Origin of the sequence: Nocardiopsis dassonvillei subsp. dassonvillei DSM 43111 (assembly GCF_000092985.1) — a bacterium.
Classification (GTDB): domain Bacteria; phylum Actinomycetota; class Actinomycetes; order Streptosporangiales; family Streptosporangiaceae; genus Nocardiopsis; species Nocardiopsis dassonvillei.
The window spans coordinates 2939105-2956962 of sequence record NC_014210.1 but is presented as its reverse complement, the minus strand read 5'-3'; the positions used below and the strand labels follow the sequence as shown (position 1 = coordinate 2956962).

Below are 17858 nucleotides of genomic sequence, written 5' to 3'. Positions count from 1 at the left end.
GCGCGGGCGCCCGGTCGGGACCGCCACCCCCGTCGGGGGAGGGGTGGGTCAGTGCAGGTAGCGGCGCCGGGTGATGACCAGCAGGTTGGCCGCCAGCGGCAGCAGCAGGGACAACGCCGTCACCGTCCAGCCGACCGCGAGCGCCTGTCCGAGGTCGGGGTAGGCCGCGTCGGGCACGACCACGCCCACGCTGAGCCGGTAGGCGAAGCAGGTCGGGACCACGTACGAGAAGTCGGCGGCCATGAACACCAGCGTGGCCACGGTCAGGCCGATCCCGAACACGTTCACGATGACGACGTTGCGGGTCACCAGCGTCAGCAGGGCGCACAGCAGCGCCACCGAGGCGACGCACACGCCGACCAGCAGCCAGTAGGCGGCGCTCATCCGCCCGATCCCGGCTCCGGGGTTCTCCATCAGCAGGAACACCACCAGCCCCACGTGGTTCACCGCCGCCATCACCGCCACCAGCGCGCACGCGACGGCCAGCTTCGCGGCCCACAGCGCGGGCTTGGAGCGGCCGCAGGTGAGCCACTCGAAGTAGGTGCCGTTGCGGAACTCGGTGTGGAAGCAGGCCGCGACGGTCGCGCACACCACCAGGGGCAGGACCATCGTGTACTGGTTGTGGAAGGTGAAGTAGAACCGCTCCAGGGTGGGCTCCCCGCCGTTCACGGCGTAGTCGACGACCACCATCGCCAGCGGGACGACGTTGAGCACGAGGACGGCCCAGACGAAGCGCTCCCGGCGGATCTTGCGGAGTTCGTTGGCCAGCAGCGTCCTCATGCGTCCTCCCCCAGGACCGTCGCGTACAGGTCCTCAAGGTCGCCCTCGACCTCGTCGGCGTCCATGCGCCGCACGATCCGGCCCGCTCTCATGAACAGCAGGTGGTCGGCCAGGGAGGCGATCTCGGTCAGGTTGTGGCTGGAGACGATCATGCTCGTGCCCCGTTCGCGCTGGACGGCCCGGACCAGCTCCCTGATGTCGCGGATGCCGATGGGGTCGAGGCCGTTGGTGGGCTCGTCCAGCAGCACCAGCCCGGGTTCGCCCAGGAGCGCCCGGGCGATGCCGAGCCGCTGCCTCATGCCCAGGGAGGTGCGCGAGAAGCGCAGGTCCGCCCGCTCGCCCAGGCCGACCTCCGCCAGCAGGCCGGGGACCTCGTCCAGGGGCGTGCGCAGGTAGCGGGCGTGCAGCTCCAGGTTCTCCCGCAGGGTCAGGCCGCCGTAGAACGCGGGGTACTCGATCAGGCGGCCCACGCGCAGGCCCGGCGCGCGCTCGATGGCGCCGGTGTGGTCGTTGGCGCCCAGCACCGACTTGAGCAGGGTGGTCTTGCCCGAGCCGTTGGGGCCGAGCAGCCCGTAGACCCGCCCGGGTTCGACCCGCAGGTCGATCCCGTGCAGGACGCGGTGGCGGCCGTGGGCCATGGAGACGTCGCGGATGTCGATCAGGCTCACGGGACCACGATCCACAGGCCGAAGAGGACGGCGTAGACGAGGAGGAGGACGCCGGGGAGGACGTACGCCCCCTTCTCCGTCCCGCCGGGTGAGAGGAAACGGGCCGCCGCGATGGTGACCGCGCCCGCGAACGCGATCATCGACGCGACCAAGAGCACCGCTGACATGCGACTCCTTGTCGTCGTGGACGTGCCCGGGACGTGTTCCCGGGCGGCACCGACCACGCTAGGCAGGGGCCCCGGCGGGCGGCAGTGTCCCGGGTGCCGGGTCCGGTGGCGCGGGGCCCCGGCGGGGTGGCCGGGGACCGGGGGAGCGTGGACCCGGGGGTGCGGCGGGGTGGCCGAAGGTCTCGCCGGGGTGGCCCGAGGTACCGTCGCGGACCGGCCCCGGTACCCCTCCCGCGGTGGGGGCTCCGTCCCGGGAGGCCCCGGTGAACAGCGGTTATACGGTGGGGCCGTGCGGATTCTCGGCAACGTCCTCCCCTGGTCGACCGTGGTGTTCGTCGCCCTCGCGGCCGTCGACTCCCACCTCGGCAACATGATCACCGTTCCCTGGCCCCTGCTGGCGGCCGACGCCGTGCTGGGGGCGGTGCTCGTCACGGCGAGCCGCTGGTGGACGGCTCGCGGCTGGGGCCGGTGGCTGGTCGCGGCGGCACCGGCCGTGTCCACCGCCTCCGTCGGGCTGGCCGCGCTCGTGGCCGCCCGCGAGGCGTCGGGCAGGCGGTGGCGGACGGCCGCGCCCCTGTGCGGGATCCTGGCCGCCGCCCTGGCCGCGGGCCTGCACAACCCCTGGACCCCGGTGGAGCCGATCCGGCCCCTGTGGATCGAACTGCTGCTCGTGGCCGCCGCCGTCGCCGCCCTGGCCGCGTCCTCGGCCTACCGGGGCGCCCGCGCCGACCTGGTCCGCGTGCTGCGGGAACGGGCGCTGGACGCCGAGCGGGAGCAGCGCTTCCGGGTGGAGAACGCCAGGATGGAGGAGCGCGACCGCATCGCCCGGGAGATGCACGACGTCCTCGCGCACCGGCTCACGCTCATCTCGCTGAACGCCTCCGCGCTCACCCACCGCCCCGACCTGGCCGCCGCCGACCGCGACGCCCTGGCCGAGGAGATCCTCACCAACACCCGCCAGTCACTGGCGGAGGTCCGCGGCATCCTGTCCGACCTGCGTTCGGGCCAGGACGAGGACGCGGACCGGCCCCAGCCCACCTTCGACGGGCTCGGGCGGCTCCTGGAGGAGAACCGCAGGGCCGGAATGCGGCTGGAGGTGCACGACGAGGTGAGCGGACGCCTCCCGGCCCCCGCCAACACCGGCCGCCACGCCTACCGCATCGTCCAGGAGGCCCTCACCAACGCCCGCAAACACGGCGCACCCGGGCCGGTGCGCGTGCGCGTCGTCGCGGAGGGAACCGACGCGGTCCTCATCGAGGTCCGCAACCCCGTGCGCCGGCGTCCGGACACCGCCGACCCCGGGGAGCGTGATCCGGACGCGGGGGCCGGCGTCGGACTCGTGGGACTGGCCGAACGCGCCGCCATCTGCGGCGGCTCCCTGCTCTGGGGGCGGACGGGGGACCACTTCGAACTGAGGGTGCGCCTACCATGGTCGCCGTGAGCGAACCCGTACGAGTGGTGGTCGTCGACGACGACCCGATGGTCCGGCGCGGCCTGCGCCTGCTCCTGGGAGGCGGCGCGGTCGAGGTGGTCGCGGAGGCCGGCGACGGCGACGAGGCGGTGCGGGTCGTCGCCGAGCACGCCCCCGACGTGGTCCTGATGGACCTGCGCATGCCCGGGACCGACGGGGTGGCCGCGACCGAGCGCATCCGGAGCGCTCCCGGAGCGCCGCCCGTGCTCGTGCTCACCACCCTGGACTCCGACCGGGCGCTGGTGCGCGCCCTGCGCGCGGGCGCGAGCGGGTTCCTGCTCAAGGACGCGCCCCCGGACGAACTCGTCGAGGGCGTCCTCGCGGTCCACCGGCGGCGCCCGCACCTGGCCGACGCGGCCACCCGCCGCCTCATCGGCCTGGCCGTCGGCGGCGGGGACGACGAGGCGCGAGACCAGGCCCGCGAACGCCTGTCCGCGCTCTCCGAGCGCGAGCGCGAGGTGGCCCTGGCCGTGAGCCGGGGCCTGTCCAACACCGAGATCGCCGAGGACCTGTTCATGAGCGTCAGCAACGTCAAGGCGGTCGTCGGCCGGGTGATGGCCAAGCTGGACGCGCCGAACCGGGTGCTCGTCGCCAACGCGGTGCGCGACGCGCGCCTGGAGGACGGCCGCGCGGGTTAGCCGCCTCCGGGCGGGTTGTCGGCGGTCACCCGTAGGGTGCGGGTATGGGAAGCCGTATCTGTGTGATCGCCATCGACGCGGTCGACGCCGAGACCGTGGCCGCGTTCTGGAGCCGTGTGCTGGACTGGCCGATCGTGGAGGAGGCCGAGGACGGGTTCAGCCTCGCTCCGCACGAGGGGGCGGACCTGGGGGTCGACGTGTTCACCGTGCCCGAGCGCAAGAGCGTCAAGAACCGCCTGCACCTGGACCTGCGCGTCACCGGCGGACTGACGGTGGCCCAGGAACTGGAGAGGTTGCTGGGGCTGGGCGCGGTGAAGGTGGACGTGGGGCAGCCCGAGGACGCCCGGTGGACGGTGCTGGCCGACCCCGAGGGCAACGAGTTCTGCCTGCTGCACGGACGCGCCGACGCCCCCTGAGGCGCCGCCCCGGAGCTCAGGCTTCGCCCCCGGCGCGATCCGGCCGTGAAACCCCCACCTGGCCACCAGGTGCGGTTGCGGCCGCCCGGGAACCCCGTGGGGCACGCGGGCGGAACGGTTCACAGGAAGGCCGGGGCCTCCTCGCGGGTCCACAGCCAGTCGGTCGGCGACAGCTGTTTCTTGAGGCGTGCGCGCTGGCGGGTGTGGTCGGCCAGGGCCGCCGCGACCGCGTCCCCGAGCCGGTCCAGGTCGTCGGGCACCTCCACCCGCGTGAGGAGGTTGTGCTCGGGGCGGATGAGCACCAGGTCGCCCTCCGGTCCGCAGCCCATGAGCTTGAGGTGCCTGAGCGGACGGTAGGCCTTATCGGTGGTGGGCAGCACGGTCAGGAGCGTGCCGTTGGCGGACCACACGTACAGGCCGGACTGGTTGACGTGGAAGATCCGCCCGCGGGCGGGGTCGGCGGCGACGGCGTGGTGGTCGCCGGGTTCGGGGGAGCGCTTGTCGGTGCCCGGTCCGTCGAGCCGCCCGACCAGCGCCCCGGTGTCGTCGACGAGGGCGTAGGCGTACTTGCTGTTCTTGGTCGGCCGCCAGTCGTCGAAGACCGGGACGACGAAGAGGTCGTCGGCCACCACGGCGTAGGCGTTCAGGTGCGCACGGAACGTTCTCGCCTGGAGCTGTCTGCCCAGTTCCGGCCAACGCGCACGCGCCGCCGCCACGATGCCGGGTGAGGGGCGGTTGCCGCCTCCGGCCGGGGCGCCGCGGTAGTCGGTGTGGGGGACGGGCAGGCTCGTGTCGCCGCCTTCGGAGGGGAGCCGGCGAGTCTCCTCGGGTGTGTGCAGGCAGGCGAAGACCTCGACCGTCGGCCGGTGGCCGGGTGTCAGGGGCCCGTCCGTCAGGCCGATGAGGTTGGGGGCTTTCCCCGACCACCTGTGCACCCCCGCTTCCGACACCACGCACAGTAGACGTCCCGAGGGGGTGGTGCGGATCGCGGCGGCGAAGGAACACTCCGAGTCTTCGTCGGTGCCTGCCCGCTTTTCGCCAACGCCTGTGCGCCCGTCCTTCCAGACCCTGAGGAGCGTGGTCAGCTCTGCGTCCAACAGGGACGTGCTGTTGCAGTCGGAGGACAGGGCGACGGTCCCGTCCGGCAGGACGCACAGGTCGTTCCCGTGCACGTTGGTTCCCGACGAGGTCCTCCTGCGGTGGTTCTCGGCCTCCTGGCTGGTGACCAGGCAGGACGCGAGGGTGCCGTCGGGGCGGTAACGGGAGAGCGTCCACACCCTGATACCCCGCGTCTTGCACGCGGAGTACTGCCGCAGAGCGGAGAGGACGTAGCAGTCCCCGGACAGGGAGAGGTCCGCGGCGACGTGGGAGAGGCGGGAGTAGGCGCCGTCCTCGTGCGCTCCGGGCAGCACGAGTGGGCGGGGGAAGGTCAACGGGTGCGTCACGGGCATGGGCGACACTCTGCCAGGGCGGTGCGACATCCCGCCCCGCGCAGCGCCTCCGCCCGTTCCCGCCCGCCGGGCGACCCGCCCCGACTCCTCGCCGCACACGACACGGCCGCCGCGGAGTCCTCCCATCCGCCCCGCGGCGGCCGTGCGTCATTCGCGTCCCGTCACTCCTTGGGACGCTGGTCGATGATGCGGCGGAACTTGCCCACCGAGCGCTCGATCTGTTCGGGGTCGACCACGTCCACGGTCACGCTCACGCCGACCCTGTCCTTGACCGTCGCCACGATCTGCTCACTCAGGGCCACGCGCCGCTCGGCGGTGCAGTCCGGGGCCGCCTCGATGCGCACCGCCATGCGGTCCAGGCGCCCCTCCTTGGTCAGCACCAGCTGGAAGTGCGGGGCCAGCCCGTCCAGGCCCAGCACGATCTCCTCGATCTGGGTCGGGAAGACGTTCACGCCGCGCAGGATGATCATGTCGTCGCTGCGGCCGGTCACCTTGTCCATGCGCCGCATGGGCCGGGCCGTGCCCGGGCGCAGCGCGGTCAGGTCGCGGGTGCGGTAGCGGATCACCGGCATGGCCTGCTTGGTCAGCGAGGTGAAGACCAGTTCGCCGTTGGACCCGTCGGGCAGCACGTCCTGGGTGACGGGGTCGAGCACCTCGGGGTAGAAGTGGTCCTCCCACACGTGCAGGCCGTCCTTGGTCTCCACGCACTCGTTGGCCACGCCCGGACCCATGACCTCGGACAGGCCGTAGATGTCCACGGCGTGGATGTCGAAGCGCTCCTCGATCTCGGTGCGCATCTTCTCGGTCCAGGGCTCGGCGCCGAAGATGCCGACCTTGAGCGAGGTCGTACGCGGGTCGATTCCCTGATGCTCGAACTCGTCCATCAGTGTCAGCATGTAGCTGGGGGTGACCATGATGATGTCGGGCTCGAAGTCCTGGATGAGCTGCACCTGCTTGGCCGTCTGCCCGCCCGAGGCGGGGATGACCGTGCAGCCGAGCCTCTCGGCGCCGTAGTGGGCGCCCAGCCCGCCGGTGAAGAGCCCGTAGCCGTAGGAGACGTGCACCTTGTGCCCGGGGCGTCCGCCCGCGGCGCGGATGGAGCGGGCCACCACCTCGGCCCAGGTGTCGATGTCCTCGCGGGTGTAGCCCACGACGGTGGGGCGGCCGGTGGTCCCGCTGGAGGCGTGGATGCGGCTGACCCTGTCCTGGGGGACGGCGAACATCCCGAAGGGGTAGTTGTCGCGCAGGTCGGCCTTGGTGGTGTGCGGGAAGTGGCGCAGGTCCGCCAGTTCGCGCAGGTCCTCGGGGCGCACCCCGGCCTCGTCGAACTTGCGGCGGTACAGGGGCACGTTGGCGTAGGCGTGCTCCAGGGTCCACCGGAGGCGCTTGAGCTGCAGGGCGCGAAGCTCGTCGACACTCATGCGCTCGGCCGGGTCCAGGATCTCGGGTGCGGGAGCCTGTCCCAGGCGGGCGGTGGCTCCGGCCGGCAGCGTGGTGGTGTCGTGGCTTGCCATGGGCCTCTCCGTGTACTGTGCGCGGGACCCGCCAGGACGTGGGCGCCTGGGTGGGGTGGGTGGGCGGGCGCGCTGATCTCGTGGCGGTGCGGTCCGTCGCGGATCGGACCGACTTGCTTACTGACCGAACGTTCGGTTACTAATGCATTAACGCAGTCTCCGGGCAGCGGTGTCAAGGAGAAATGTCGATGATTTCACAGGCGACGGTGGCCCCGACCACCGTCTTTAGCACGGGAGGCCGCACGTGAGCGAGGTCTACTTGGTCGACGGGGTGCGAACCCCGCAGGGCCGCTACGGCGGCGCCCTGGCAGCGGTGCGCCCCGACGACCTGGCCGCCACGGCCGTGGCCGAGGCGGTCCGCCGCGCGGGCGTGCCCGGCGAGGCCGTGGACGAGGTCATCCTGGGCGCCGCCAACCAGGCCGGCGAGGACAACCGCAACGTCGCGCGCATGGCGGCGCTGCTGGCCGGACTCGACCCGAGCGTGCCCGGCTACACCGTCAACCGGCTGTGCGCCAGCGGCCTGACCGCCGTCGCCTCCGCCGCGCAGGCCATCCGCGCGGGCGAGGCCGACGTGGTGGTCGCGGGCGGCGTGGAGTCCATGACCCGGGCCCCCTGGGTGATGGCCAAGCCCGGAACCCCCTGGGCCAAGCCGGGCGAGGTCGCCGACACCTCCCTGGGCTGGCGTTTCACCAACCCGCGCTTCGCCGCGGCCGACGCCGAGGCGCCCGTCGACGCGGGCCCCGACGATCTGCGCTACACCCTGTCCATGGGCGAGACCGCCGAGGAGGTCGCGCTCCTGGAGGGGCTCACCCGCGAGGAGTGCGACGCCTTCGCGCTGCGCAGCCACGAGCGCGCGGTCGCCGCCGCCGAGGCGGGCCGCTTCGACGCCGAGACCGTCCCCGTCACCGTGCGCGGACGCAAGGGCCAGACCAGCGAGGTCACCGCCGACGAGGGCCCGCGCCCCGGCTCCAGCATGGAGAGCCTGGCCGGGCTGCGCCCGGTCTTCCGCGAGGGCGGCATCGTCACCGCGGGCAACTCCTCCTCCCTCTCCGACGGCGCCTCCGCGCTGGTGCTGGCCGGCGCCGAGGCCGTGCGCCGCTACGGCCTGACCCCCCGCGCCCGCGTGGTCGCCTCCGCCTCGGCCGGGGTGGACCCGCAGGTCATGGGCCTGGGTCCGGTCCCGGCCACCCGCAAGGTGCTCGGCCGCGCCGGGTGGGACCTGGACGGGGTCGGCGCCGTGGAGCTCAACGAGGCCTTCGCCGCCCAGTCCCTGGCCGTGATGCGCCAGCTCAAGCTGGAGGAGGAGCGCGTCAACGCCGACGGCGGCGCCATCGCGCTGGGCCACCCGCTGGGCAGCTCCGGCGCCCGCATCCTGGTCACCCTGCTCAACCGCATGGAGCGCGAGGACGCCGCCCGCGGCCTGGCCACCCTGTGCGTGGGTGTGGGCCAGGGCGTCGCACTGCTGGTGGAGCGCCCGTGAGCGCGAGCGACGGCACCGCGCACCGGGCCGACGGGGACTTCACCACCCTGGACGTGGAGTGGCGCGAGGACCGCGTGGTGGTCCAGCTCCACCGCCCCGAGGCCCGCAACGCCATCAACGCGACGATGATCGCCGAACTGCACCGGGTGTGCGAGCGGATCGAGGCCGAGCCCAGGCCGCTGCTCCTGACCGGGCACGGCACCGTGTTCGCGGGCGGCGCCGACATCTCCGAACTGCGCGAACGCGGCCGCGAGGAGGCGCTGGCCGGGATCAACAGCCGCCTGTTCGAACGCCTGCACCGCCTCCGTGCGCCCACCGTGGCGGCCGTGGACGGCTACGCCCTGGGCGGCGGCGCCGAGCTGTCCTACGCCTGCGACATCCGCATCGCCACCCCCACCGCCGTGTTCGCCCAGCCCGAGCCGGGTCTGGGCATCATCGCGGGGGCGGGCGCGTGCTGGCGGCTGCGGGAGCTGGTCGGCGCCTCGGTGGCCAAGCAGGTGCTGCTGGGCGGCTACCGCCTGGACGCCGAGGCCGCGCTGCGCCACGGCCTGGTCGCCGAGATCGTGCCCTCCGGGGAGTTGCGCGAACGCGCCCACGCCCTGATCGACCGCATGGCCGCCTCCTCCGCGCTGGCCCTGCGCATGACCAAGATGGTCCTGGACGCCGACGGCCCCCACCCGCTCGCCGACGACCTGACGCAGGCCGTGCTGTTCGAGAGCGCCGACAAGCACGAGCGCATGACCCGTTTCCTGGAGAGGAAGAAGCGTTGAGCACCACCGAGCAGGGGGGCGGCGCCGCGCCGGGCGTTCCCGCCACCGTCGCCGTCGTCGGCGGCGGCACCATGGGCGCCGGGATCGTCCAGCAGTTCCTCACCCGCGGCGCCGACGTGGTGCTGGTCGAGGCCACCGCCGAGGCCGCCGAGGCCGGTCGCGCCCGCGTGGCGGCCGGGCTGGACAGAGCCCGCCGGCGCGGGAAGATCGACGCCGAACCGGCCGCCTACCTGGCCCGGCTGCGCACGGTCACCACCCCCGCCGACATCCCGGCCGACGCCGGGCTGGTCGTGGAGGCCGTGCCGGAGCGGCCCGAACTGAAGATCGCCGTGCTCACCGCCGCCGAGGCCGCCGTGGGCGAGGACACCGTCCTGGCCTCCAACACCAGTTCGCTGTCGGTCACCGAGCTGGCCGCCGCCCTCCAACGCCCCGCGCGCTTCCTGGGCACCCACTTCTTCAACCCCGTCCCCGCCTCCAAGCTCGTGGAGCTGGTCGTGGCCCCCGAGACCGACGAGGCCGTCCTGACCTCGGCGCGCGCCTGGGTCGCCGCCCTGGGCAAGACCGAGGTCGTGGTCCGCGACGCGCCCGGGTTCGCCACCAGCCGCCTGGGCGTCATGCTGGGGCTGGAGGCCATCCGCATGGTCGAGGAGGGTGTGGCCTCGCCCGCCGACATCGACACCGCCATGGAGCTGGGCTACCGCCACCCCATGGGGCCGCTGCGCCTGACCGACCTGGTGGGCCTGGACGTGCGCCTGGCCATCGCCGAGTACCTGGCCGCCGAACTGGGGGACCGGTTCGCGCCTCCGGAGCTGCTGCGCCGTATGGTCGCCGAGGGAAGGCTGGGCCGCAAGAGCGGACGGGGCTTCCACACCTGGGACGAGGGAGAGTAGAGCGTTGAGCGAGGACACGGCGGCCGGACAGGCGGCGGCGGAGTTCACCGAGGCCGACGGGCTGGCCACGGTACGGCTGAACACGCCCGCCCTGACCCGGCGGGTCAAGGAGGAACTGCTGGCGGCGCTGCGTCGGGCGGCGGGGTCCACCACCGCCCGCGCGGTGCTGCTGCTGGGCTCGGACAAGGCCTTCTGCGTGGGCCAGGACCTGGCCGAGCACGCGCGGATCCTGGAGGAGCGCCCCCAGGACGCGCTGGACACCGTGCGCGAGCACTACAACCGCATCGTGCTGGCCCTGGAGGACGTCCAGGTGCCGGTCGTGGTCGGCATCGGCGGCGCCTGCGTGGGCGCGGGACTGGGTTTCGCCCTGGCCGGGGACGTGCGGATCGCGGCCCGCCGGGCCAAGTTCGGCACCGCCTTCACCGGCATCGGCCTGGCCTCGGACTCCGGGCTGGCCTCCCGCCTGGTGGCCTCGCTGGGCCAGGCCCGGGCCATGGAGCTGATGCTGCTGGGCACGGTCGTGGGCGCCGAGCGCGCCCTGGAGCTGGGCCTGGTCACCGAGGTCGTGGACGACGACGCCTGGGAGGCGCGCGCCCACGCCGTGGCCGCGGGTCTGGCCTCCGGGCCCACCAGCGCGTTCGTGGCGGCCAAGCGGGAGGTGCGCTCGGCCGCCGTGGGCGGGCGCGAGCTGCCCGAACTGCTGGAGGAGGAGGCCGACCTCCAGAACCAGCTGGGACAGACCGCCGACCACGTCGGAGCGGTCCGCGCGTTCCTGGCCAAGGAGAAGCCGACCTTCTCCGGGAGCTGAGCTGGCGGTTTCCCCGCCCGGCGGACTTGCCCGGGCGGGGGAATCCGGGGATACTAATTACTGACCGAACGTTCGGTTATGAATGAGGTGAGAAACCAGTGAGCACCCAGACGGTCCGGGAGGCGTCCCCCGACGCCGACCTCCTCCAGGCCGAGTTCGACGCCAGGATCGCCGCCGACCAGCGCATCGAGCCGCGCGACTGGATGCCCGAGGGCTACCGCAGGACGCTCGTGCGCCAGGTCTCCCAGCACGCGCACTCGGAGATCATCGGCATGCAGCCCGAGGGAGACTGGATCGCCTCCGCGCCCAGCCTGCGGCGCAAGGCCATCCTGCTGGCCAAGGTCCAGGACGAGGCCGGGCACGGGCTGTACCTGTACGCCGCCGCCGAGACCCTGGGCGTGGATCGCGCCGACCTGACCGAGCGCCTCATCGAGGGGCGCCAGAAGTACTCCTCGATCTTCAACTACCCGTCGCTGACCTTCGCCGACGTGGGCGTCATCGGCTGGCTCGTGGACGGCGCCGCGATCTGCAACCAGGTCCCGCTGTGCCGCAGCTCCTTCGGCCCCTACGCCCGCGCCATGGTGCGCATCTGCAAGGAGGAGTCCTTCCACCAGCGCCAGGGCTACGAACTGCTCATGCGCATGATGGAGGGCACCCCCCAGCAGCGGGCGATGGTCCAGGACGCCGTCGACCGCTGGTGGTGGCCGTCGCTGATGATGTTCGGCCCGCCCGACGCCGACTCGCCCAACACACAGCAGTCCATGGCCTGGGGCATCAAGCGCGACACCAACGACGACCTGCGCCAGAAGTTCGTGGACATGACCGTCCCCCAGGCCGAGAAACTCGGCGTCACCCTGCCCGACCCCGAGCTGGTCTGGAACGCCGAGCGCGGCCACCACGACTTCGGCGAACCCGACTGGGTGGAGTTCAAGCAGGTCATCTCCGGCGCCGGACCCAAGAACGCCGAGCGCGTCCAGCGCCGCCGGGCCGCCCACGAGAAGGGCGCGTGGGTGCGCGAGGCCGCCACCGCCTACGCCCGCAAGCACACCAGCGCCGAGGAGGCCGCGGTATGAGCGACGACAACACGGCCGGTTCCGGGGCGGCCCGCCCCGAGTGGCCGCTCTACGAGGTCTTCGTGCGCGGCAAGCGCGGCCTCAACCACGTCCACGTGGGCTCGCTGCACGCCCCCGACGACCACATGGCCCTGCACAACGCCCGCAACCTCTACACCCGCCGCAACGAGGGCGTGAGCATCTGGGTGGTGCGCGCCGAGCACATCGCCGCCTCCAGCCCCGACGAGAAGGACCCCTACTTCGCGCCCAGCGGGGACAAGGTCTACCGCCACCCGACGTTCTACCCCATCCCCGAGGACGTCCCGCACATCTAGGGCGGCGGCACGACCGGCGCACACGAGGCCAAAGGAAAAGACATTGAGCGGCGACCACATCTACTCGGCCCTGAGCGAGGAGCACGGCGGCGACACCCGCTGGGCCTTCGGCACCGGCTTCACCGACGCCCTCGCCGGGGTGGACACCACCCTGCCCGAGGGGGTCGACGGGGCCGACCTGGCGCTGTACTGCCAGATGCTCGGCGACGACGCGCTCATCCAGGCCCAGCGGCTCGTCCACTGGGTGACCGACGCCCCCGAGCTGGAGGAGGAGGTCGCGCTGGCCAACATCGCCCTGGACCTGCTCGGACAGGCCCGCCTGCTGCTGGCCCGCGCCGGACAGGCCGACGGCACCGGACGCGACGAGGACGCCTTCGCCTACCGGCGCGGTCCCGCCGAGTTCCGCAACGTCCGCCTGGCCGAGGCGCCCCGCGGCGACTTCGCCCGCGCCGTCGTCACCCTGCTGACGCTCTCCAGCGCCCGCCTGGCCGTGTTCGCCCGCCTGGCCGACAGCCGCGACCCCGTGCTGGCCGCCGTCGCGGCCAAGGCGGTCAACGAGCTGGCCTACCACCGCGAGTACGCGGTCTCCTGGGCCCTGCGCCTGGGCGACGGCACCCCCTACTCCCGCGAGCGCATGACCGCCGCCGTCGCCGAGGTGTGGCCGCTCACCGGCGAGCTGTTCGCCACCCACCCCGTCGAGGCCCGCATGGCTCAGCAGGGCGTGGGTGTGGACCCGGCCACCGTGCGCGAGGAGGTGCACGCCGTCCTGGCGCAGGTGCTCACCACCGCCACCCTGGACGCCCCCGCGCCCTTCCCCGCACCGGCCCTGGCCGGACGCCGGGGAGAGCACACCGCCGAACTGGCCCCCCTGCTGGACGAACTCCAGAAGGTGGCCCGCGAGCACCCGGAGGCGACATGGTGACCACCACCCGGGACCGGGCCCGCGAGCGCGCCGAGCGCGCCGCCGCCGCGGTCACCGACCCCGAGCTGCCCATGCTCACCCTGGCCGACCTCGGCATCCTGCGCCGCGTGGAGGTCGAGGGCGACGGAACCGCCGCGGTGTGGATCACCCCCACCTACTCGGGCTGCCCGGCCCTGGCCGAGATGCGCGCGGACGTGGACCGCGCCGTGCGCGCCGCCGGGTTCGACCGGGTCGAGGTGCGCACCGAGCTCTCCCCGCCCTGGACCACCGACTGGATCACCGCCGAGGGCAGGCGCAAGCTCGCCGAGCACGGCATCTCCCCGCCGGGCGGCGCGCCCGCGCGGGCCGCCGGGCCGGTGCCGCTGACCCTGCTGCCCACCCGTACCGCACCGCGCTGCCCGCTGTGCGGGTCCGGCCGGACCGAGGAGCTGTCCCGCTTCGGCGCGACCTCCTGCAAGTCCCTGCACCGCTGCCGGTCCTGCCTCGAACCGTTCGAGCACGTCAAGGAGATCTGACCGTGACCACACCCGTCACCGAGACCGCGCCCGCGGCCGCGCGCCGCCGGGGCGCGTTCCACCGGCTGCGCGTGGCCGCCGTCGAGCGCCTGTGCGACGACGCCGTCGCCGTCACCTTCGACGTCCCCGACCACCTGGCCGAGGAGTACGCCTTCGCCCCCGGGCAGTCGCTGACCCTGCGCCGCGAGGTGGACGGCGTGGAGGAGCGCCGCAGCTACTCCGTGTGCGCCCCCGTCGGCCAGGCGCCCCGTGTGGGCGTGCGCCTGGTCTCGGGCGGCCTGTTCTCCAACTGGCTGGTCAACGAGGTGCGCCCCGGCGACGAGGTGGAGGTGGGCGCGCCCACCGGCCGCTTCGTCCCCGACCTGGACACCGCGGCCCGCCACGTGATGGTCGCCGCCGGTTCGGGCATCACCCCGGTGCTGTCCATGGCCTCCTCGCTGCTGCGCCGCACCGACTCGCGCGTCACCCTGCTCTACGGCAACCGCCGCAGCGACACGGTGATGTTCGCCGACGAGATCGCCGACCTCAAGGACGCGTTCGGAACGCGCTTCGAGCTGGTGCACGTGCTCTCCCGCGAGCCGCGCGAGGCCGAGCTGTTCACCGGGCGCCTGGACGGCGCCAAGCTGGAGGCGCTGCTGGACACGGTCGTGGCCGCCGACGCCGTCGACCACTGGTGGCTGTGCGGACCGTACGGCATGGTCACCGACGCCCAGGAGGTGCTCACGGGCCGGGGCGTGCCGGGGGAGCGGATCCACCAGGAGCTGTTCTTCGTGGAGGGCGCCGAGCCGCCGCCCCAGGCGCGCCACGGGGAGCCCGGCGTGGAGGGGCCCGCCAGCGAGGTGACCCTCGTGCTGGACGGGCGCACCACCACCCTGACGCTGCCGCGCGGGGTGCCCGTGCTGGACGCCGCGCAGCGCTACCGGCCGGACCTGCCCTTCGCCTGCAAGGGCGGGGTGTGCGGCACCTGCCGGGTGAAGGTGTGCGAGGGCGAGGTGCGGATGCTGCGCAACTACGCGCTCACCGAGGCCGAGGTGGCGGCGGGGTACGCGCTGTCGTGCCAGGCGTTGCCCGAGAGCGACGCCGTGACCGTGGACTACGACGCGTGAGCGCGCGCAACGAGACCGCCTGGCGGATGTTCGAGGCGGACATGGCGTCCAAGAACCTGGGGATGCGCCTGGTCGAGGCCAGCGACGGACTGGCGGTCGTGGAGATGACCGTGGGGCCGCTGATGCTCAACGGGCACGGGATCGCCCACGGCGGGTTCGTGTTCACCCTGGCCGACACCGCGTTCGCGTGCGCGTGCAACGTGGACGGGGGAGGGGTGACCGTGGCCTCGGGGGCGGACGTGACCTTCGTGGCCCCGGCGAAGGAGGGTGACGTGCTGGTGGCCACCGCCCGGGAGCGGGCGCTGTTCGGCCGCAGCGGCCTGTACGACGTCACGGTCCGCCGGGGCGAGGAGGTCGTCGCCGAGTTCCGGGGCCGCAGCCGCACGCTGCCCCCGCGCGGCTAGCCGCCGGGTCGGGGCGGCTACGGGGCCGGGACCGCGAGGGCGGTCCCGGCCCCCTCGCGTGGTGGCGGGGCCGGTGGCGGGTGTCCACAAGCGGTCATCCGCGTTTGGGGTGAGGTCAGTACATGTGTGCGCCTTGATGGAGAAAAGCGAACCTTGTGGCTTATGTGAGCACATGGATAGCTTTTTCCCGTTCGTGTCCCGGGTCCGCCCACGAGGCGGCCCTCGACCAGACAGGCAATCCCCCTCATGCGTCGTTCCCTGACCCGTACGACGGCGGTCTCGGCCGCCTCGGTACTGGCCTTGTCACTCCTCTCCCCGTCGCAGGCGCTCGCCGACGACAACCGTCCTCCGGACCGGCCCGACACCGCCACGCTCACCGCGCGGGGAAGGGTGTGCTCCACCGACCAGGATGCCCCCACACTTATCGGCAGCACAGCACCCCTCCTGAGAGGAGTCTTCCGCGATCCCGACTCCGAGACCGGGGCACAACGGATCAGGGCCGAGTTCGAGTGGAGCCTGGAGGGCACCGACGAACTCCTCGGCGCGGCCGAGTCGACCCATACCTGGCACCACCCCGGCCGTGACCCCTATCCGCTGTCGGTAACCGCGAGCGGCCTGCCCGAAGACACCCTCATGCGCTATCGCGCGCGCGGCCATGACAACCAGGAGCCGGGTGAGTGGTCCGAGTGGTGCTGGATCGAAGTCAACACCGACGGACCCGAAGCGCCTCCGCTGGTCACCTCCGACGACTACCTTCCCAACGGTGGTTTCCAGGGAGCACCCGGTCGGACAGCGGAGTTCACCTTCGCCAACAACGGAACGCTGGACGCGGTCTCCTACGAGTACAACCTCGGCCTGGAACCCCTGTGCAACACCCGGGTGGAACTCGATGAGCCCGGTGCCTCCGCCACCGTCTCGGTCACACCGCAGAGGTCGGGACCCCAGTGGATCTACGCCCGGAGCGTCGACGCCTACGGCAACACCTCCGCGTGCGAGTCGGTGTACGAGGTCCTGGTGGCTTCCCTGGCCGACCCCGTGGCCTACTTCCTCCTCGACGAAGGTGAGGGGACGAGCGCCTCGGACGTCATGTCAGAGGACCGCTCTGCTACGGGGGACGGCGGCATCGCCTGGACCCGTGGCCGCGTGGGCGAGCGCCAGGGCAGCGGTTACCGGCTGGAGGGCACGGCCGTGGCCACGGCTGACGGACACCTGCGCACCGACACGGCGGTCGTCGACACCTCGGAGGCCTTCGCGGTGTCGGCCTGGGTCCGGTTGGACGAGACCGGCACCGACGCCGTCGCCCTCTCCCAGGACGGCGAACATCTGAGCGGCTTCCAGCTCGGTTACGACGCCTCCGAGGAGGCATGGGTGTTCCAGACAGCCTCTCAGGACGGACCGCAGGCCGGGTTCGACCAGCGCGTGGTCTCCACCGTTCCCGCTCAGGCGGGCGTGTGGACACAGCTCAGCGGTCAGCACGATCCGGAAACCGGAGAGATCGCCCTCTACGTCGAGGGCGCCCATCAGGGAAGCGCCGCGTGGGACTCCGCCTGGAACGCTGAGGGCCCGTTCGTCATCGGAGGCGGCCGGGAAGCGGACGCCTTCTCGGGCAGTTGGCCGGGAGCGGTCGATCACGTCAAGGTATGGGACCGCCTCCTCATCGTCGAGGACGCGCCCTACACCAGCACCAAGCGGTCGGAGGTGTGGCAGCACGCCAACCTGCCGCTGGCCCTGGAGGGCCGGTGGATGTTGGAGGAGAGCGGTGGTGCGGCCGCCGCGGACGGTTCCGACCACGGCCTGGACGCGACACTGCACGGTGACCCCGCGACGGTGTGGGAGGGGGCGTTCAACGACTGGACCTACACCTCCGCGATCCTTCTCGACGGAACCGCGCAGGAGCACCTGCGCACGGACGGAGCGGCTGTGCGCACCGACCGCAGCTTCACCGCCTCGGTGTGGGTGCGTTTGGACGAGGGCGGCTCCGACGCCGTCGCGCTCTCCCAGAGCGGCGAGCACACCGGTGGGTTCGTGCTGGGGTACGACGCCGAACTGGAGGCGTGGGTCTTCGAGACATCGGCCGGGGACTCCGAGGGAGCTGAGGTCAGCCGCGTCGCCTCCGCCTGGGCGGAGACGGGGAGGTGGACCCATTTGACCGGTATCTACGACCACGTGGACGGAACACTCGCCCTCTACGTCGACGGTGTCCGGCAGGAGGACGCGGAACGCGAGGGCGCCTGGCACGCCGACGGCGACGTGGTGATCGGAGGAGCCGGATACACGGACGGCGTCGACCGTCCCTGGACGGGCGCTCTCGGCACGGTCTTCCTCCTCCAGGGAGTCGCGTTCCCCCACGACGTCTACACCGTGATGGAAGGTCTCCTGCCGAGGGTTTAGTCGAGACCTCGGAGCACCAGGACCGGGGCATGGGCACCCCGTCGCAATGACCGGCCGGGGCCGTCACAGGACGGTCCCGG

At 72.9% G+C, this 17858-nt stretch carries 19 protein-coding genes; 14 read left to right on the top strand and 5 right to left on the bottom strand.

All coding sequences use genetic code 11. The features are described from left to right. Positions 1 to 48: 48 nt before the first annotated feature. The 3 genes from NDAS_RS12335 to NDAS_RS12325 are packed head-to-tail and all read right to left on the bottom strand — an operon-like array spanning position 49 to position 1615. Positions 49 to 780: an ABC transporter permease gene (locus tag NDAS_RS12335; protein WP_013153520.1), complete on the bottom strand. Its 732-nt coding sequence runs from the start codon at positions 778 to 780 to the stop codon at positions 49 to 51. Then, positions 777 to 1448 (bottom strand): ABC transporter ATP-binding protein, encoded by a 672-nt coding sequence (locus tag NDAS_RS12330; protein WP_013153519.1) that lies wholly within the window; start codon positions 1446 to 1448, stop codon positions 777 to 779. The genes NDAS_RS12335 and NDAS_RS12330 overlap by 4 nt, the downstream gene beginning before the upstream one ends. After that, a complete protein-coding gene (locus NDAS_RS12325) occupies positions 1445 to 1615 on the bottom strand; it encodes a hypothetical protein (protein ID WP_013153518.1) in 171 nt (56 codons plus the stop codon). Before NDAS_RS12325 ends, NDAS_RS12330 begins: the two co-directional genes overlap by 4 nt. A gap of 289 nt (positions 1616 to 1904) precedes the next feature. On the opposite strand from NDAS_RS12325, the gene NDAS_RS12320 reads away from it, so the two are divergent. Genes NDAS_RS12320 through NDAS_RS12310 form a run of 3 tightly spaced genes read left to right on the top strand, consistent with a single transcriptional unit; the run spans position 1905 to position 4140 of the window. Further along, positions 1905 to 3056 (top strand): sensor histidine kinase, encoded by a 1152-nt coding sequence (locus NDAS_RS12320; protein WP_013153517.1) that lies wholly within the window; start codon positions 1905 to 1907, stop codon positions 3054 to 3056. Beyond that, positions 3044 to 3724 carry a response regulator transcription factor gene (locus NDAS_RS12315; RefSeq protein WP_013153516.1) on the top strand — a complete coding sequence of 227 codons (681 nt, stop codon included), beginning with the start codon at positions 3044 to 3046 and terminating at the stop codon, positions 3722 to 3724. The genes NDAS_RS12320 and NDAS_RS12315 overlap by 13 nt, the downstream gene beginning before the upstream one ends. A gap of 44 nt (positions 3725 to 3768) precedes the next feature. Continuing rightward, positions 3769 to 4140 carry a VOC family protein gene (locus NDAS_RS12310; protein WP_013153515.1) on the top strand — a complete coding sequence of 124 codons (372 nt, stop codon included), beginning with the start codon at positions 3769 to 3771 and terminating at the stop codon, positions 4138 to 4140. 119 nt (positions 4141 to 4259) lie between these two features. Here NDAS_RS12310 and NDAS_RS12305 read toward each other — a convergent pair whose 3' ends face one another. Together NDAS_RS12305 and paaK are read right to left on the bottom strand one after the other, a co-directional pair. Then, positions 4260 to 5591 (bottom strand): hypothetical protein, encoded by a 1332-nt coding sequence (locus NDAS_RS12305; RefSeq protein ID WP_013153514.1) that lies wholly within the window; start codon positions 5589 to 5591, stop codon positions 4260 to 4262. Positions 5592 to 5752: 161 nt separating this feature from the next. After that, on the bottom strand, positions 5753 to 7105 hold the full coding sequence (gene paaK / locus NDAS_RS12300; RefSeq protein WP_013153513.1) for a phenylacetate--CoA ligase PaaK: 1353 nt from the start codon (positions 7103 to 7105) through the stop codon (positions 5753 to 5755). 244 nt (positions 7106 to 7349) lie between these two features. Here paaK and NDAS_RS12295 point away from each other — a divergent pair, with 244 nt between their 5' ends. The 11 genes from NDAS_RS12295 to NDAS_RS12245 all read left to right on the top strand — a co-directional run bounded on the left by NDAS_RS12295 (position 7350) and on the right by NDAS_RS12245 (position 17778). Continuing rightward, positions 7350 to 8585 (top strand): thiolase family protein, encoded by a 1236-nt coding sequence (locus tag NDAS_RS12295; protein WP_013153512.1) that lies wholly within the window; start codon positions 7350 to 7352, stop codon positions 8583 to 8585. Beyond that, a complete protein-coding gene (locus tag NDAS_RS12290) occupies positions 8582 to 9355 on the top strand; it encodes an enoyl-CoA hydratase/isomerase family protein (protein WP_013153511.1) in 774 nt (257 codons plus the stop codon). Before NDAS_RS12295 ends, NDAS_RS12290 begins: the two co-directional genes overlap by 4 nt. Next, on the top strand, positions 9352 to 10245 hold the full coding sequence (locus tag NDAS_RS12285; protein WP_013153510.1) for a 3-hydroxyacyl-CoA dehydrogenase family protein: 894 nt from the start codon (positions 9352 to 9354) through the stop codon (positions 10243 to 10245). The genes NDAS_RS12290 and NDAS_RS12285 overlap by 4 nt, the downstream gene beginning before the upstream one ends. A gap of 4 nt (positions 10246 to 10249) precedes the next feature. Further along, complete coding sequence (locus tag NDAS_RS12280) at positions 10250 to 11053, top strand: enoyl-CoA hydratase/isomerase family protein (protein ID WP_013153509.1); 804 nt, start codon at positions 10250 to 10252, stop codon at positions 11051 to 11053. Between the two features lie 98 nt (positions 11054 to 11151). Beyond that, complete coding sequence (gene paaA / locus NDAS_RS12275; RefSeq protein WP_013153508.1) at positions 11152 to 12126, top strand: 1,2-phenylacetyl-CoA epoxidase subunit PaaA; 975 nt, start codon at positions 11152 to 11154, stop codon at positions 12124 to 12126. After that, the gene (gene paaB, locus NDAS_RS12270) at positions 12123 to 12440 is read left to right on the top strand and encodes a 1,2-phenylacetyl-CoA epoxidase subunit PaaB (protein WP_013153507.1); all 318 of its coding nucleotides are present in this window, start codon (positions 12123 to 12125) and stop codon (positions 12438 to 12440) included. Before paaA ends, paaB begins: the two co-directional genes overlap by 4 nt. Positions 12441 to 12483: 43 nt before the next feature. Continuing rightward, entirely contained in the window at positions 12484 to 13362 is an 879-nt protein-coding gene (gene paaC / locus NDAS_RS12265) for a 1,2-phenylacetyl-CoA epoxidase subunit PaaC (RefSeq protein WP_013153506.1), read from the top strand. Continuing rightward, entirely contained in the window at positions 13356 to 13877 is a 522-nt protein-coding gene (paaD, locus tag NDAS_RS12260; RefSeq protein WP_013153505.1) for a 1,2-phenylacetyl-CoA epoxidase subunit PaaD, read from the top strand. The genes paaC and paaD overlap by 7 nt, the downstream gene beginning before the upstream one ends. A gap of 2 nt (positions 13878 to 13879) precedes the next feature. Beyond that, complete coding sequence (paaE, locus tag NDAS_RS12255; protein ID WP_013153504.1) at positions 13880 to 14983, top strand: 1,2-phenylacetyl-CoA epoxidase subunit PaaE; 1104 nt, start codon at positions 13880 to 13882, stop codon at positions 14981 to 14983. Continuing rightward, entirely contained in the window at positions 14980 to 15387 is a 408-nt protein-coding gene (gene paaI / locus NDAS_RS12250) for a hydroxyphenylacetyl-CoA thioesterase PaaI (RefSeq protein WP_013153503.1), read from the top strand. The genes paaE and paaI overlap by 4 nt, the downstream gene beginning before the upstream one ends. A gap of 246 nt (positions 15388 to 15633) precedes the next feature. Next, positions 15634 to 17778: a LamG domain-containing protein gene (locus NDAS_RS12245; RefSeq protein WP_013153502.1), complete on the top strand. Its 2145-nt coding sequence runs from the start codon at positions 15634 to 15636 to the stop codon at positions 17776 to 17778. The last annotated feature ends 80 nt before the right edge of the window (positions 17779 to 17858 follow it).

Excerpts from the sequence above, each read along its gene's own strand:
- NDAS_RS12335 (WP_013153520.1), bottom strand. The coding sequence starts at position 780 with ATGAGGACGCTGCTGGCCAACGAACTCCGCAAGATCCGCCGGGAGCGC.
- NDAS_RS12325 (WP_013153518.1), bottom strand. The coding sequence starts at position 1,615 with ATGTCAGCGGTGCTCTTGGTCGCGTCGATGATCGCGTTCGCGGGCGCG.
- NDAS_RS12315 (WP_013153516.1), top strand. The coding sequence starts at position 3,044 with ATGGTCGCCGTGAGCGAACCCGTACGAGTGGTGGTCGTCGACGACGAC.
- NDAS_RS12310 (WP_013153515.1), top strand. The coding sequence starts at position 3,769 with ATGGGAAGCCGTATCTGTGTGATCGCCATCGACGCGGTCGACGCCGAG.
- NDAS_RS12305 (WP_013153514.1), bottom strand. The coding sequence starts at position 5,591 with ATGCCCGTGACGCACCCGTTGACCTTCCCCCGCCCACTCGTGCTGCCC.
- paaK (WP_013153513.1), bottom strand. The coding sequence starts at position 7,105 with ATGGCAAGCCACGACACCACCACGCTGCCGGCCGGAGCCACCGCCCGC.
- paaB (WP_013153507.1), top strand. The coding sequence starts at position 12,123 with ATGAGCGACGACAACACGGCCGGTTCCGGGGCGGCCCGCCCCGAGTGG.
- paaD (WP_013153505.1), top strand. The coding sequence starts at position 13,356 with ATGGTGACCACCACCCGGGACCGGGCCCGCGAGCGCGCCGAGCGCGCC.
- NDAS_RS12245 (WP_013153502.1), top strand. The coding sequence starts at position 15,634 with ATGCGTCGTTCCCTGACCCGTACGACGGCGGTCTCGGCCGCCTCGGTA.